At 65.5% G+C, this 15,045-nt stretch carries 13 protein-coding genes and 3 pseudogenes; 7 read left to right on the top strand and 9 right to left on the bottom strand.

What is annotated here, in order from left to right:
- Positions 1 to 79: 79 nt before the first annotated feature.
- Complete coding sequence (locus AWB83_RS27745; protein ID WP_087048819.1) at positions 80 to 979, top strand: LysR family transcriptional regulator; 900 nt, start codon at positions 80 to 82, stop codon at positions 977 to 979.
- Positions 980 to 1,112: 133 nt separating this feature from the next.
- On the opposite strand, the gene AWB83_RS27750 is transcribed toward AWB83_RS27745, so the two are convergent.
- The 3 genes from AWB83_RS27750 to AWB83_RS27760 form a co-directional block, all read right to left on the bottom strand.
- Positions 1,113 to 1,568 (bottom strand): HU family DNA-binding protein, encoded by a 456-nt coding sequence (locus AWB83_RS27750; RefSeq protein WP_087048820.1) that lies wholly within the window; start codon positions 1,566 to 1,568, stop codon positions 1,113 to 1,115.
- Positions 1,569 to 1,787: 219 nt separating this feature from the next.
- Positions 1,788 to 2,564, bottom strand: coding sequence for an endonuclease/exonuclease/phosphatase family protein (locus AWB83_RS27755; protein WP_087048821.1), 777 nt, complete (start codon positions 2,562 to 2,564; stop codon positions 1,788 to 1,790).
- On the bottom strand, positions 2,561 to 4,867 hold the full coding sequence (locus tag AWB83_RS27760) for a VTT domain-containing protein (RefSeq protein WP_087048822.1): 2,307 nt from the start codon (positions 4,865 to 4,867) through the stop codon (positions 2,561 to 2,563). Before AWB83_RS27760 ends, AWB83_RS27755 begins: the two co-directional genes overlap by 4 nt.
- Before the next feature lie 109 nt (positions 4,868 to 4,976).
- On the opposite strand from AWB83_RS27760, the gene AWB83_RS27765 reads away from it, so the two are divergent.
- On the top strand, positions 4,977 to 6,320 hold the full coding sequence (locus AWB83_RS27765) for a ClC family H(+)/Cl(-) exchange transporter (protein ID WP_087048823.1): 1,344 nt from the start codon (positions 4,977 to 4,979) through the stop codon (positions 6,318 to 6,320).
- Between the two features lie 49 nt (positions 6,321 to 6,369).
- On the opposite strand, the pseudogene AWB83_RS35830 reads toward AWB83_RS27765, so the two are convergent.
- Positions 6,370 to 6,514: pseudogene (locus AWB83_RS35830) on the bottom strand (aldo/keto reductase); the annotation flags it as partial.
- Between the two features lie 55 nt (positions 6,515 to 6,569).
- On the opposite strand from AWB83_RS35830, the pseudogene AWB83_RS27770 reads away from it, so the two are divergent.
- The 4 genes and pseudogenes from AWB83_RS27770 to AWB83_RS27780 form a co-directional block, all read left to right on the top strand.
- A pseudogene (locus AWB83_RS27770) lies at positions 6,570 to 7,451 on the top strand (aldo/keto reductase); the annotation flags it as partial.
- 147 nt (positions 7,452 to 7,598) lie between these two features.
- The gene (locus AWB83_RS27775; protein WP_087048824.1) at positions 7,599 to 8,213 is read left to right on the top strand and encodes a LysE family translocator; all 615 of its coding nucleotides are present in this window, start codon (positions 7,599 to 7,601) and stop codon (positions 8,211 to 8,213) included.
- A 283-nt stretch (positions 8,214 to 8,496) separates the two neighbouring features.
- On the top strand, positions 8,497 to 8,667 hold the full coding sequence (locus tag AWB83_RS36560) for a hypothetical protein (RefSeq protein WP_159463086.1): 171 nt from the start codon (positions 8,497 to 8,499) through the stop codon (positions 8,665 to 8,667).
- Positions 8,668 to 8,937: 270 nt separating this feature from the next.
- Positions 8,938 to 9,099: a DUF1328 family protein gene (locus AWB83_RS27780; protein ID WP_008352793.1), complete on the top strand. Its 162-nt coding sequence runs from the start codon at positions 8,938 to 8,940 to the stop codon at positions 9,097 to 9,099.
- A gap of 63 nt (positions 9,100 to 9,162) precedes the next feature.
- Here the strand turns inward: AWB83_RS27780 and AWB83_RS27785 are convergent.
- Positions 9,163 to 9,743 (bottom strand): annotated as a pseudogene (locus tag AWB83_RS27785) (MBL fold metallo-hydrolase).
- A 323-nt stretch (positions 9,744 to 10,066) separates the two neighbouring features.
- On the opposite strand from AWB83_RS27785, the gene AWB83_RS27790 reads away from it, so the two are divergent.
- A complete protein-coding gene (locus AWB83_RS27790; protein ID WP_244197913.1) occupies positions 10,067 to 10,333 on the top strand; it encodes a hypothetical protein in 267 nt (88 codons plus the stop codon).
- Positions 10,334 to 10,382: 49 nt separating this feature from the next.
- Here the strand turns inward: AWB83_RS27790 and xylB are convergent, their stop codons facing one another.
- The 4 genes from xylB to AWB83_RS27810 all read right to left on the bottom strand — a co-directional run.
- Positions 10,383 to 11,150, bottom strand: a complete 768-nt coding sequence (gene xylB, locus AWB83_RS27795; protein ID WP_087048825.1) for a D-xylose 1-dehydrogenase — start codon at positions 11,148 to 11,150, stop codon at positions 10,383 to 10,385.
- Between the two features lie 10 nt (positions 11,151 to 11,160).
- Entirely contained in the window at positions 11,161 to 12,945 is a 1,785-nt protein-coding gene (locus tag AWB83_RS27800) for an IlvD/Edd family dehydratase (protein WP_087048826.1), read from the bottom strand.
- Between the two features lie 117 nt (positions 12,946 to 13,062).
- Positions 13,063 to 14,103 carry a LacI family DNA-binding transcriptional regulator gene (locus AWB83_RS27805; protein WP_208636812.1) on the bottom strand — a complete coding sequence of 347 codons (1,041 nt, stop codon included), beginning with the start codon at positions 14,101 to 14,103 and terminating at the stop codon, positions 13,063 to 13,065.
- Between the two features lie 79 nt (positions 14,104 to 14,182).
- On the bottom strand, positions 14,183 to 15,045 hold an 863-nt coding region (locus AWB83_RS27810; protein WP_244197914.1), incomplete at its 5' end, for an SEN1982 family lipoprotein.

Below are 15,045 nucleotides of genomic sequence, written 5' to 3' on the forward strand. Positions count from 1 at the left end.
TCATTCCGTTTCCGCGATCATCGTGCGTGACTTAGTATCATCGTTCCAGTTGCTTTAACAATCCCGACGCTCATCCACCATGGATCGATTCCAGGAAATGCAGGTTTTCGTGCGCATCGCGGAGCGGCACAGCTTCACGCAGGCCGCCGACGATCTGCAGATGCCGCGCGCCACCGTCACCAATCTGATGAAACGCATGGAGGAACGGCTCGGCGCGCGCCTGCTCGAACGCACGACGCGCACGGTGCGCCTCACGCACGACGGCGAAGCGCATTACCGCCGCTGCGTGCGCCTGATCGCGGATCTGGAGGAGGCCGAAGGCTCGTTCAGGCATGCCGAGCCGAAAGGTCTGTTGCGCGTCAACCTGCAAGGCACGCTCGCGCGGTATTTCGTCATGCCCGCGCTGCCCGCGTTTCTCGAACGCCATGGGCAGATCGAGCTGCATATCGGCGAGGACGACAGGCTCGTCGATCTCGTGCGCGAAGGGGTCGATTGCGTGCTGCGCGCGGGCACGTTGCAGGATTCGTCGATGATCGGCAGGCGCGTCGCGCTGCTCGAGCAAGTGACGGTGGCAAGTCCGGCCTATCTGTCGCGCGAAGGCGTGCCCGAAGACCTCGAAGCGCTTGCATCGCATCGCGCGGTGAACTATGTGTCGAGCGCGACGGGCCGCGTGGTGCCGCTGGAATTCGCGGTCAGCGACCGTATCGAAGCCATCGAGCTGAAGGCCACGGTCTCGGTGACGGGCGTCGAGATGTACACGCAGGCCGCGCTCGCGGGGCTCGGCATCGTTCAGGTGCCGCGCTATCACGTCGAGGATGCGCTCGCCGATGGCCGCCTGCAACGCGTGCTTCCCGACCTCGCGCCGCCACCGATGCCGGTCTCCGTGCTCTATCCGCACAACCGGCAGCTCTCGGCGCGCGTGCGGGTTTTCGCGGATTGGATCAGCGCGGTCTTCGCACAATACCAGGAACGCATCTAACCAAGAACCAAGAACCAAGAACCAAAAAGCAAAAGAGGCCAGCATCCCGTTCAAGGGAAACTGGCCTCTTTTCACGAAACTTCGATTTCGCCGACAGGTCGACGAAGGCGAAGCCCGAAATGCTAAGCGAAGATCAAAGCGCCGCGTCCTTCAGCTTCTTCAGCGGGCGCGCCTTGATGCGAACGCTCGCCGGCTTCGCCGGGAACCAGCGCTCCTGGCCCGTGAACGGATCCTTGCCGAAGCGCTTCTTCTTCGCCGGCACGGCTTGCGCGGAGATCTTCAGAAGGCCCGACAGCGTGAATTCGCCGGCGCCCTTCTTGTGGATCGAGCCGAGGATGGTGTCTTCCAGCGCGACCATCACGGCCTTCACCGCCTTCACGTCCACAGCGGCGCGTTCGGCGAGGTGGTTCGCGAGCGATGCCTTCGTGAACGTATCCTTGATCGGCGAGGGAGCGCCGGCGGTCTTCTTCGCGGCTACTTTCTTCGCGGCAACCTTCGGTGCTGCGGCTTTCTTCGCCGGTGCGGCGGTCTTCGCCGTGGCCTTCTTGGCCGGAGCTTTTTTGGCAGCGGTTTTAGCGGAAGTCGGCATGTTTCTCCTACCTGTTTTTGGTCAGTGATATTCGAATACGTTCGCACCGATGCGTTCGTATCACGCCGGATTCTACATATGCCAAGCGAGTTCGTGCGAGTCTTTTACGCTTTTATATCGTTTTTATAGGGGTTTTTCGTGGCGCCGCGCTGACACGTGAGCCATGGAAGCATCATTCGCGAGGTTCTTCGATGCTTTTGCACCGGCACGCGAAGCGTTTTATCGCTGCGGCAAACCGCGATGCGCGATGTGAGCGATGAGTGGATAGTGATCGGAAGCGATGCGCGAGAGCCGCGTGCGATGCACATCGACACGCATCAGTCGCTCGCCCGGATGCACCCAGATGCGGTCGAGCGCGAAGAGCGGGCAGCGCGTCGGAAAGGTGCGCAACGCGCTCGCGCGATGAAAGTGCGTGACGAGCCGCCTGAGCGTTCTGCCATGGACGAACCACTCGTTGAGATCGCCGAGCAGGATCACGGGCATCGCGGGCGTATCGAAGCTCTGCAGCACTTGCTCCACTTGCGCGCGCCTTTCGCTGGACGCGAGACCGAGATGCGTCGCCACCACGCGCCATAGCTCGCCGCCGCAATCGATGTCGGCGTCGAGCGCGCCGCGCGGCTCGCGGCTCCTGAACGACAGATCGAGCGTGCGCACCGCGCGCACCGGATAGCGCGTGAGCACCGCGTTGCCGTAGCGGCGCTCGGGCGTGTCGAGCGTCGGACCCGCCACCGCGTGCAGGTTCGTCATGCGCTGCAGCACTTCGAGCACGTCGTGTGAGCGCGAGCCGCTGCCGCCGAGGGGCACTTCCTGCAGGGCGAAGATGTCGGCATCGATCTCGGCAAGCACGTCGCCGATGCGCTCCGGCGCGAACCGGCCGTCGATGCCCACCGCGCCATGCAGGTTGTAGGTCGCGATGCGAAGCTCGCGCGCGCGAACATCCTGCACCGCTTCACTGGCCGCTTCGTTCTCGATGGCGGAGTCGTGCATCAGCGTCATGAGTTGATCTCGTCCGGGCGCTCGTTCTTCGGCGACGCGGCCGCATCGCGCGGCATCGCGCCGTTCTCGCGCAGCGCGCTCGCGCGCTTCGCCTCATCGCTCGCGCGCGGCTTGTCGGCGTCGCTCGGCGCGCCTTCATGCGCCTCGTGTCGATCCGTGCGGCCGAGAAAGCGCTGCAGCAGCAGCGACACGCCGATCAGTGCCGCGCCGATGCCGGTCAGCACCGCAAACGAGCCGACCGTCGGCTGATGCAGCGAAGCCACGAGCTGATGCGCGAACGCCACCGTCAGAAAGATGCCGGGGCCCATGCCGAGCATCGTGCCGATCATGAAGTCGCGCATGCGGATGTGGGAGGCGCCCGCGACGAGATTGACGATCGAAAACGGCGCGACCGGCAGAAGCCTCAGCACCACGACCGCGACCACGCCGCGCTTCGCAACGCGCTCGGAAAGCCGGTTCACGCGCGCGCCGGCGAGCTTGCGCACGGCGTCGCGGCCGAGCCAGCTTCCGAGCGAATAGGAGACCGCGGCCGCGACCATCGTGCCGAAGAACGCATAGACACCGCCCCATGACGCGCCGAAAACGATGCCCGTCGTCGCGATGAGCAGCGTGATCGGCACCGACATGACCGCCGCCACCACATAGCCTGCGATGATCCAGAGCGGCGCGAGAGGCAGCGCGTCGACGTGGCGCGTCGCGTTCGTGAGCGACTTCAGGTTGACGTAATCGCCGAGCGGCGTCCAGTGCCACAGACCCGCGACAATCACCACCATGAGCGCGAACGCGCCGAGCAGCGCAAAGCGGCCAATGAGCGGGCGCGTCGTCGAAGCGGGCACGAACTGGTCGACGAGCTCGTCAGCGGTGATCGGCGTCTCGGGATCGATCAGCGCTTCGGGTGGAATCAGCTGATCGAGCTCGGCCAACACCTGCGGATCGAGCGGCACAAGCGTGCGATGCGCATCGCGGTCTCGCAGCAGCGCCTGGATCGCCGCGTTCATGCCGCCCCGTGCGTCGCGTTCCCGCACGATGTCCGCGATCTCGCAGCCGAGATGCTCCGCGAGCAGCGTGTCGCGCATCGTCGCGATCGCGCGGCGGATGCGCTCATCGGCGCCCGCATCGATCGATACGTTGCATTCGCTGTCGAGCACCATCGAACGATTGTTCAGGTTCGCCGAGCCGACCATCAGCAACGTGTCGTCGACGATCATGAGCTTGCTGTGCACGTTCACGATTTCATCACCGAGCTTCGGCACGCTCGGGCACAGCAGACGATAGCGGCCGTGCGTGTCGGCGTTCTTCAGCAGCTTGTGCATGCGCGCGCGCAGCACGCCCATCGTCACTTCCTGCAGCCATCCGCTTTGATTGCGCGGCACGACGATGGCGAGATCGGGGCCGTCCTCGCGCGCGAGCGAAGCGGCCAGCGCGGCGCCGACCGTGCCCGACGTGAAGTACTGGTTCTCGATATAGATGCTGCGCCGCGCCCGCGCGATGGCGTCGAGATACTGCGCGCGAATCTGCTGCACGGGCGCGCGGCCCAGATAGGCGGGCTCGGTGAGCGATATCGCGATATCGACGTCCTCCAGATCGACGCGTCTCGAAGGCGGCCAAGGATCGTGCTCGAACGCCGCGCGATGCGCGCGGATCGCGAGACGCTTGCCGCATGCGCGCGACCATCGTTCGCGCGCGAGCATGCCGATCTCGCGCGCGGCGTCGCCGTCGAACATCGTGTGGACATCGTGAAACGGCTGATAGGGCGCGCCGTTCGCGTCGCGCCGCAGCGGCTCGTCGGGCGCATGCGCGCTCGTGTCCCAGCGCGAGCGCGTGAGATCGAGGCCGCCGACGAACGCGAGACGATCGTCGATCACGACGATCTTCTGATGCTGCGAGCCGCCGATCGGATGCTTGCCGTCCATCTGGAACGCGATGCGCCGGTTCGTGCGCCAGCCCATCTTGTACACGGGCAACCATTCGCGCTCGAACGCGTAGAGCATCGCGAAATCCCACGCGAGGATGGTGATGCGCAGGCGGCGCCGGTTGCCCGCGACGGCATGCAGGAAGTCGCCGAGCGCTTCGGGATAGCCGTCATCCGCGCCTTCGGGCGTGAGCTTCATGCGGCTGTCGATGTCCCAGCCGAGGATGAACACGGTGCGCTCGGCGCGCGTGATCGCCTCGCGCAGCACGCGGAAATAATCCGCGCCATCGATGAGAAGGCTGAAGCGCCGGGCGTGACGCACGCTCGCGCAATTGCGTCCCGGCTGGAAGAACGGCTCGTCGTCGTTTTCGTCGTCGTTTGCGTGGCTCATGCGACTCTCGAAAGCCTTCCGCGACCAAATGACCTTCGTTTTGCAAGCGCCATGCCCGCCGCGTGGTGTTACGCTTCGTGGCACATGCCGATCCGGAGCGTCATGCGCGATGAACGACACCGAAGCCATCGAACAGGACGACGAGCGCGCGGGGCTACTTCCGCTCGCGGTGGCGTCGGTTGCCGCAGGCGCCGCGACCGGCACCATCGGCGTGCTCTTTCGCTTTTCCCTCGAACGCGCGGAAGGGTGGCGCACGGCTCTCGTCGCCTGGGGTCATGCGGGGCACGAAGCGGCCTTCGTAACCGTCGTGGTGTTCGTGCTCTTCGTGCTCGCGGCGGCGACCGTCACCGGGCTCGCCGCGTGGCTCGTCGCGCGCTTCGCGCCCATGGCGAGCGGCAGCGGCATTCCGCATGTCGAAGCGGTGCTGCGCGGCAAGTTGCCGCCCGCGCCGCTCGTGCTCATTCCGATCAAGTTCGTGGGCGGCGTGCTCGCCATCGGCGCGGGACTCGCGCTCGGCCGCGAAGGCCCGACCGTGCAGATGGGCGCATCGATTGCGCATGCCATCGGCGGGTTCTTCAGGCGCAGCGCGGGCGATTGCCGCGTGCTGCTCGCGGCGGGCGCGGGCGCGGGCCTTGCGACGGCGTTCAACGCGCCGATCGCGGGCGCCGTGTTCGTGCTCGAAGAACTGATGCGCCGCTTCGATACGCGCACTGCCGTGGCGGCGCTCGGCGCATCGGCGAGCGCGATCGCGATGGCGCGGCTCCTGCATGGCGACCTGCCCGACTTTCACGTGCCCGCGCAGCCGTTTCCCGGCTTTGCGATGACCGGCGCGCATCTCGTGCTCGGTGCATTGCTCGGACTTCTGGGCGCCGCATATTGCCGCGCGATTCTCTGGGCACTCGATGCCGCCGATTCATTCGCGCGCCCCGGATCGGTCCCGCATGCGACCGTGCACGCGGGGCTGATCGGCGCGGCGGTCGGCCTGCTCGCATGGTTCGCGCCGGACCTCGCAGGCGGCGGCGATGCGCTGACCGAACGCGCGCTGCTGGGCACGGGCGCCGTCGCGGGCGTGATGGCGATGTTGGCATTGCGCTTCGTACTGGGCGCGGTGTCGTATGCGGCGGCCACGCCCGGCGGCCTGTTCGCGCCGATGCTCGTGCTCGGCGCGCAGACGGGTCTCGTGTTCGGGCGCGCGTGCCTCGCCTGGTTCCCCGGCATGTCGGCCGTCGCCGGCGACACGAGCGCGTTCGCGGTAGTCGGCATGGCGGCGTTCTTCGTCGCGGTGGTGCGCGCGCCAGTCACGGGCATCGTGCTCGTCACGGAGATGACGGCGGGCTTCACGCTGCTCCTGCCGATGCTGACGGCCTGCTTCACCGCGATGATCGTGCCGATGCTGCTGCGCATCCCGCCGATCTACGATTCGCTCGGCGAACGCGCGGCACGCAAGCGATAGCGCCGCGCCCTGCATGCGACGAGTCGTTGCGGTAGTCTCGTCGATGGTGGCAGATGTCGACGAGCTTGCGCGCCTCGCTCACGTCGGTCTCACCCCAGGCCTGGAAGAATTCGCCCTTGCCGCCGAAGGTGGCGGTGCCGAAGCTCAGCACGGGAACCCTTGAAGCCGGAAGCGCCTAGATGTCGATATTCCATTGCTTGTCCTCGCTGGATGAAGTCGGTGGGCGCCGCGCGGAGGCGGCGATCGAACGACGCGGGCGTCACGATGTTCGACACCGCCGACGTGTATTCGCGCGGCACGTCGGAATCGATTCTCGGCGAGGCCATCAAGGGCCGGCGCGACAAGGTCATCATCTCGACCAAGGCCACCTTCCGCTTCGATCCCGACGATCCCAACGGCGTCGGTTCGTCGCGCTTTCATCTCATCGAAGCGGTGAACGCAGCGCTCGCGCGCCTGCAGACCGACCACATCGACCTCTTCCAGCTGCACGGCTTCGATGCGAAGACGCCCGTCGAAGAGACGCTCTCGACGCTCGACGATCTCGTGCGCGCGGGCAAGATCCGCTATACCGGCGTGTCGAATTTTTCGGGCTGGCATCTGCAGAAATCGCTCGATGTGGCGAATCGTTACGGCTATCCGCGCTATGTCGCGAATCAGACGTACTACTCGCTGATCGGCCGCGACTACGAATGGGAGCTGATGCCGCTCGGGCTCGATCAGGGCGTGGGCGCGGTCGTCTGGAGTCCGCTCGGCTGGGGGCGTCTCACGGGCAAGATCCGTCGCGGCCAGCCCCTGCCCGAGACGAGCCGCCTGTACAAGACCGTCGACATGGGGCCGCCGGTGCCGGACGAGTATCTGTATCGCGTGGTGGATGCGCTCGACGCCATCGCCGAGGAAACCGGCAAGACCGTGACGCAGATCGCGCTCAACTGGCTGCTGCAGCGTCCGACGGTGTCGACGGTGCTCATCGGCGCGCGCAACGAGGAGCAGTTGCGGCAGAACCTCGGCGCCGTCGGCTGGAACCTGACGGCCGAGCAGGTCAGGAAGCTCGATGAGGCGAGCACGGTGCGGCCTGCCTATCCGTACTGGCATCAGCAGGGATTCCCGGAGCGCAATCCATTCCCGGTGTAAGGCCGCGGACGAGCGCGGCGGCGAGCACCGCCGCGCTCGGAAACCGCTTAGACACCGTACCGGATGTCCAACGTCAATCTGTACCGGTACTGTACCGGTCACCTCCCGTACACTTGGCGCTCGTCAATTTCTCTCACAAAGCGCGCCATGCCCACCGAACTCCTGAACGCCTTGCCCGCCGCCGCGCTGTTCGCGCTGGTGACGACGATCACGCCGGGCCCCAACAACACGATGCTGCTCGCCTCAGGCGTCAATTTCGGCCTGAAGCGCACGGTGCCGCACGTGCTCGGCATCAGCGCGGGCATGGCGATCCTGATGCTCGCGGTCGGCCTCGGACTCGCACAGGCGTTCGAGCGCCTGCCCTGGCTCTATACCGTGCTCGAAGCGGCGAGCATCGCGTATCTGCTGTATCTGGCGTGGAAGATCGGCACGTCGTCGTCGGTGCAGATGCGCGACGGCCAGCGCCGTCCGATGCGGTTTCACGAAGCGATCGCGTTCCAGTGGATCAATCCCAAGGCGTGGATGATGGTGCTGACCGCGGCGACCACCATCCATCTGCACGCGAGTCTCTCGCTGAATGCGGCGCTGATGGCGCTCGTGCTCGTCGTGATCGGATTGCCGTGCATCACGATGTGGGCGGCGTTCGGCATGTCGCTGCGGCGCTTTCTCGCCAACCCGCGCTGGCTGCGTGTCTTCAACATCACGATGGCCGTGCTGCTCGTGCTGTCGCTGTATCCGATCGTGGTCCATTTTTTCGACTGACGCGCGAGCGGCGACGATCCGCACGCGCCTCTTTGCCGAGCGTGCGGACCGGTGCATACTGCCCTTACGCGCCGGCACGCAAAATCTGCGTCCCTCTTGCAACATCGGGACTGCATTTCCTTACGTCAGTCGTCTGTCCACCTTGCCGTCTGGGGGATCATGGAGTGATCCTTAAGCGATCCTTTAAGGCGGCCCGCTCGGGCCGGCGCGTACATGCCTTGCTTGCTCGTTGGTTCGCGTCGAATTTCCGGCGCGGCTTTGAAATCTGTTCAAGGAGTACGCCATGTCTGGAGCCAACCGCCCATCCGGTCCCGCCACGCGCAAATCCCTCGACCTAGCCGATCAGATCGAACGCGATGAACTGGAGAACAACCTGCCGGATGCGCTAAACAGCGTCGACGATGAAGACGATCTCGACGATGAATCCGACTCCGATCGCACACTAGGCCGTTAGCCTCGACAGCCGGGCCCATCGCGCCGATGATGGCGCGATCCGCGACGCCGCAATGTCTTCCTGCATTGCGGCGTTTTTGCATCCGTCCTCGCGACCGACGCTCATGCGCCATGGCGGCGCGCTGGGCACAGGGGTTGCTTTGAGCGTCCTTGTCGCGCAACGCACCCGGCCAGAAGGGAAAAGACGCGCGGCAGGACCTGATGAGCGAAAGCGGCGACGGCATCCGTCCGCATGCGAATCAACCGTCAACCGATCCCATGGGAGGACTTCATGCTCCGTTACGCTGTCATCTTCTTCATCATCGCGATCATCGCGGCCGTCTTCGGCTTCGGGGGAATCGCAACGGGCGCGGCGGAAATCGCCAAGATCCTGTTCTTTATCTTCATCGTGATCTTTCTCGCGACGCTGCTGCTCGGGGTGTTCAGGCGATGACGCTTTTCCTGCGGCAAGGGTTGTGAAAGAACGCGCGGACCTCGGTGAAGTCCGCGCGTTTTTTCATGCTTCACGGTCGCGCACTGCCCGCCCGCGTCCGCGGCCCACTGCGGCAGTGCTCGAGCCCGGCGTGTCGAGCTGGATCATTTCTCCGTGCTTCAGCACGGAGAACGCGTCCGCCGGCAGGCCAGCCTTGCGCACCGCTTCGGCAAGACGGCGCGGCGGCTCGTCGAGCGGCTCGTCGGTGAGCTCGAACGTCCCCCAGTGGACGCCGATCGCCTTTTTCGCGCGGACGTCCTGAAAGATGCGCACCGCTTCCTCCGGATCGACGTGCTGCGCGTGCATGAACCAGCGAAGCCGCCGAAACGCGCGCCGATGTCGCGGAAATCCGGCGAATAGCCGGTGTCGCCCGCGAAGTAGAAGGAATACGGATGCGCCGCGCCCGCCGGCGTCTTCACCGCCCAGCCGCCCCAAAGCGTTTCTGCGCGGTCGAACGGCGTGCGCGCGGACCAGTGCTGGCTCGGCACGAACCAGATGCCGAGCCCGGCGGCGTGAGTCTCGTCGCTCCAGTCGAGTTCTTGCGCGTTCGTTCGACGGGAAACCGGGCGGAAAGGCGCATGCTTTGATTGGTTGACGTGGCGCACGAGGCATCGGATTGTACGAAATGCATAGCGATGCGTCTTTGCGCGCTTTTTTCGCCGGTCATCGGGGAGGCGCGTTCTGCCGCGCCGTGCAAGGCCAGGCGCGGAAATCTTCCCGCCACGGCAGGCTTCCGGCCCGCTTCTTGCGTCAGCCGACCCAGCGCCGAAAAGGCGCGTTGAAAACCAATCGCGGCGCGCGCTTTTGTCAATGCGGTCATCGCATCACGAGCACGCAGTACGCCGATGTCGGAAACGGGGGCGTCATGGGTAGCAGTCAAAAACACGCATCACATATATTCAATCCGCAACTGCATACGATGCACGCCATGCTGGTTTCGCGCGCCGCATCGCATGTGGCGAGCGCGCTGCAGCCGGAGGGACGCGACGAAGCGCTCGCGGAAGGCATCACCGACGTCATTGCCCATTGCGGGCATGCAGGGATCGGCCTCTTCCTCGCCGCGGTCTGGCGCTGGCTCGACGATCGCGACTATTACGAAGCCGCGGATACGGTGCAGCACCACATCGAGAACGGCACGATCCCGACGGTCAAGCCGACGCCGAAGCTGGCGCGGCGGCGCGATGCGCGCATGTGAGCCACGCGCGCCTCATCAGCTGATGCCGACGTAGCACCGACGTGACACGCTACGCGCCGAACCAGCCCGCATCGACGTAGTAGTCGCGTGCGGTACAGCGCGCTGCGTCATCCGAGGCGAGAAACAGCGCCATGCGCGCGATGTGCTCCGGATCGATCCGTTCATGCAGGCATTGCTGCGCGAGGAGCTTCGCCTCGCTCTCGGGCGACTGCCACAGCTTCATCTGACGCGGCGTGCGCACGGCGCCCGGAATCACCGTGTTGACGCGAATGCCATGCTCGCCGAGCTCGCGCGCGAGCCCGCGCGTGAGCCCTTCGATCGCTGCCTTCGCCGTCATGTAGAGCGTGAGATCGGGCAGCGCGAGATGCCACGAAATCGAGCCCATGTTGATGATCGCGCCGCGCTTCTGCGTGCGCATGCGCCGAGCTGCCGCCTGCGCGCAGAAGAACTGATGCCGCAGGTTCACGGCCATGCGCTCGTCCCAGTAAGCGGCGCTCACGTTATCCCATTGATGACGATCGTCGTTCGCGGCGTTGTTCACGAGCACGTCGATGGAACCGGCCTCGCTGGCGATATCGTCGAAGGCTTTTTCGATGGCGGCCGCGTCGCGCAGATCGCAATGCAGAAACTTCGCTGCATGCGTCTCGTTCGATAAAGCCTGTTCGAGCTGCTGCGACTCGGCATCGGCGACGTCGATGAAGAACACGCGCGCGCCCTGTTTCGCGAAGGCTTCGACGATCGCGGCGCCGATGCCGCTGCCGCCGCCCGTCACGACGACATGTTTGTCCGCAAGACTGGGATAGATGGCGTAGGACATGGCGGCTCGCTCAATGAGAATGGCGCGGATTGCCGCGCTCTTCGATCACCTTCAGATACAGCGTCGCGGGTTCGAGGCATCCGCCCGTCGACAACTGCCCGACCGTCTGCCGATACAACTCCTGCCACGGCGTCTGCGCGACGGGCGCGGCGAATGCGGATTGCGCGCGGCGGCTTTCGAGCTCGGTTTCGTCGAGCAGCACGTTCACGGTGCGCGCGTTCAGGTCGACGCGTATCCTGTCGTTCGTGCGCAGGAGCGCGAGACCGCCGCCCACCGCGGCCTCCGGCGACATGTTGAGAATCGACGGGCTCGCGGACGTGCCGCTCTGCCGTCCGTCGCCCAGGCAGGGCAGCGAGTCGATGCCGCGCTTGATGAGCTCCGCGGGCGGCGCCATGTTCACCACTTCCGCGCTGCCCGGATAGCCCACGGTGCCGCAGCCGCGAATCACGAGAATGCAGTGCTCGTCGATCTCGAGCGCGGGATCGTTGATGCGCGCGTGATAATCCTCGGGACCGTCGAAGACGATCGCCCGGGCTTCGAACGTATTCTCCGCGCCGGGCTCGCTCAGATAGGTCTTCCTGAATGCATCGCCGACAACCGACATCTTCATGATCGCGCTGTCGAAGAAATTGCCCGACAGGACCATGAAGCCCGCGCCGTGCTTCAGGGGATCGTCCGCCGTGCGGATGACTTCGTTGTCGGCTGCGGGAGCCTCGCTCGCGATCTCGCCGATCGTGCGGCCCGATACGGTCAGACAATCGCGTTCGATGAGTCCCGCCTTGTCGAGTTGCTTGATAACCGCAGGCACCCCGCCCGAGCGATGAAAGCTTTCGCCGAGATATTCACCCGCGGGCATGCAGTTCACGATGAGCGGCACCTGTTCGCCATGACGCTGCCAGTCTTCGAGACTCAGTTCGATGCCCATGTGCCGCGCGATCGCGATCAGATGCGGTGGGCAGTTGGTCGATGCGCCGAGCGCGGACGCGACCACGATCGCGTTGATGAACGCGTCGCGCGTCATGATCTTCGAAGGCTTCAGATCCTCGCGCACCATGTCGACGATGCGCTTGCCCGTCGCATAGGCCATCTGTCCGCGCTCGCGGTACGCGGCGGGAATGCTGGCGCACGTCGGCAGCGACATGCCGAGTGCTTCGGCGAGGCTGTTCATCGAGAGCGCGGTGCCCATCGTGTTGCAATGGCCGATGGACGGCGACGATGCGGTCGTCAGCCGCATGAAGCCTTCGTAGTCGATCTCGCCCGCCGCGAGCAGATTGCGCGCATGCCAGATGACGGTGCCCGAGCCGACGCGCTTGCCGTCGTACCAGCCGTCGAGCATCGGGCCGCCCGAGAGCACGATCGCGGGCATGTCCACGGTCGCCGCCGCCATCAGGCACGCGGGCGTGGTCTTGTCGCAGCCGGTGGTGAGCACGACGCCGTCGAGCGGAAAGCCGTGCAGGATTTCAACGAGGCCGAGATACGCGAGATTGCGGTCGAGCGCGGCCGTCGGACGGCGGCTCTGTTCCGCGAGCGGATGCACGGGAAATTCCATCGGTATGCCGCCGGCATCGCGAATGCCCGCCTTCGTGCGCGCGGCGAGTTCGATGTGATGGCGATTGCACGGCGCGAGATCGCTGCCCGTCTGCGCGATGCCGATGATCGGGCGGCCCGACTGCAACTCCTCGCGCGTCAGGCCGTAGTTCATGAAACGCTCGACGTACAGCGCCGTCATGTCGGCGTGCGAGGGATCGTCGAACCACTCCTGACTGCGGAGTCGCTTGGGATTCTGCTGGGGCATGGCATGTCTCTCCGTGATGCACAGTCGTTTCGGCGCTTGCCGCCGCTGCTTTCTCGCTGGTTACGTTACCGGTAACATCCGGAACATGTTAGCACGCGTGGGCCACGTTGCTCCGGCTCAGGCGCTTTCGCGCGGCACCACGGAATAGGCAACGCGAACGCGCTTGCCGGAACGCCCGGCGACGCCATGGTCACGCGCTTCCAGCGCCGCGAGCAAGGTCGCGCCGGTGCGCAGGCCGATGCCATATGCGTCGACGGAAACCGTCGTGATCGATGGCGTGCAGCACTCGGAGACTTCGAAATTGCCGAAGCCCGCGACGGCGATATCGTCCGGCACCGACAGGCCGCGCCGGTGACATTCCATTATCGCGCCGAACGCGGACATGTCGCTCACGCACATCACGGCCTGCGTGTCGGGCCACGCTTCGAGCAGCGCGGCCATCGCCGGACCGCCGTGGCTCATCGTGATCGGTGAATCGCCCAGACGAACGATGCGTTCGTCATCGAGACCGAGCGCTTTCATCTGCGCACGAAAGCCCTTCAGCCGATCGAGTCCGCGGCGGTCCAGTTCGCTCGCTCCGCCGAGAAAGCCGATGCGCTCGTAGCCGCGCTCGGCCAGATAGCGCACCATCTCGCGCGCGGCGCTGACGTTGGAGAAGCCGACCGCGGCGTCGATCGGATCGGATGGCGCGTCCCACATCTCCACGACGGGCACGCCGGAGCGCCGCAGGAGCGTGCGCGTCGCTTCCGTGTGGCGCGAACCCGTCAGTGCGATGCAGCGCGGCTGATGACGCAGCATCGAGCGCACGAGCCGTTCCTCGCGATCGAGATGGTAGTCCGTGTCGCCGATCAGCAATTGCAGGCCGTGCGGCTCGAGCGATGCGGACAGGCCGCGCACCGTGTCCGAGAAGTTCGAGCTCGCAAGCGACGGCACGAGCACGGCGACGAATTCCGATCGCCCGGACGACAGCGCGCCGGCGGCGGCATCGGCGACATAGCCGAGTTCGTCGATCGCTTTCTGCACGCGCTCGCGCGTCGCCAGCGCGACGCTGTGGCCGGCGAGGACACGCGAGACGGTCATCTTCGATACGCCCGCGAGACGAGCGACGTCGGACATGCGCGGCGGACCTGCGGATGGATCGAAGGTGGATGATGGCATGCGTCGGTAGTCCAGGGTCGAGCCGGGTCGGCGGCTCCCATGATAGCGAGCGCGCTGATTTCTCCGCGACCTGAATGCGTCAATCGACCCGCACCCAGCCGTCCTCACGCTGCTCCAGCGTGATGTGCAGCTTCGTTTCTCCCGCTTCGCGGTCGGCCGCGGTCACTTCGGGGAATGCGCGCTTGATGTCGCGATCATCGATCCACGGGGCCATGCTTTCGAGCTTGTAGGTATAGGTGACGTCGGAGCGGTGCGCGGTGGGATCGGGCTCGGTCCAGCCGACGACCTTGTCCAGCCTGACGTGCGCATAGCAGATCATCCACGCGCGCGGATCGCTCGTGGCATTGGGATCGCCCGCGGGCCGCGACGTCTCGACCGCGTACTTCTGCCCCTCGCCCGTCAGGCTGTACGCGACGCCGTTCTGCTTGGCGCTCGCGTTCGCGGGCGTGGTGGCCGCCCGGGCGATGAGACCCGCCTTCTCCAGTGCGGCCAGTTGCTCCCGCAAGGCTGCCGCGGAGTATTCGTTGAGCTCCCGGTTGCTATAGACGGACGGGAAGGCGTACGGGCCGCGCCCGCTGCGATTCAGGCACAGCAGGCCGCGGTTCGTTTTCATGTCGGCGGAAATCGCGTCGCCCAGACTGGACTCGCTCGCATCGTTCTTCTTGCCGCACGCCGTGACAAGCAATGCGGCGCTGAGGGCGGCAATCAACAGGCTCGTTCTCATATGCGCTCCGGGAAGGGTCGGCATGATGGGTACAACCTTTCGTTGCCATTCTACCGACAGAAAGCGCGCATTCGGAGAAGGGATGGTATCGGAACGAACCCTTGCAGGGAAATCCCGCGTTCCAACGCAAAAACCCCACCTTTTTGGGGTGGGGTTTTTGCGTGAAGCATGAGGAGCCTGACGATTACCTACTTTCACACGGGAGATCCGCACTATCA

It is taken from the genome of Caballeronia ptereochthonis, assembly GCF_001545075.1.
Taxonomy (GTDB): domain Bacteria; phylum Pseudomonadota; class Gammaproteobacteria; order Burkholderiales; family Burkholderiaceae; genus Caballeronia; species Caballeronia ptereochthonis.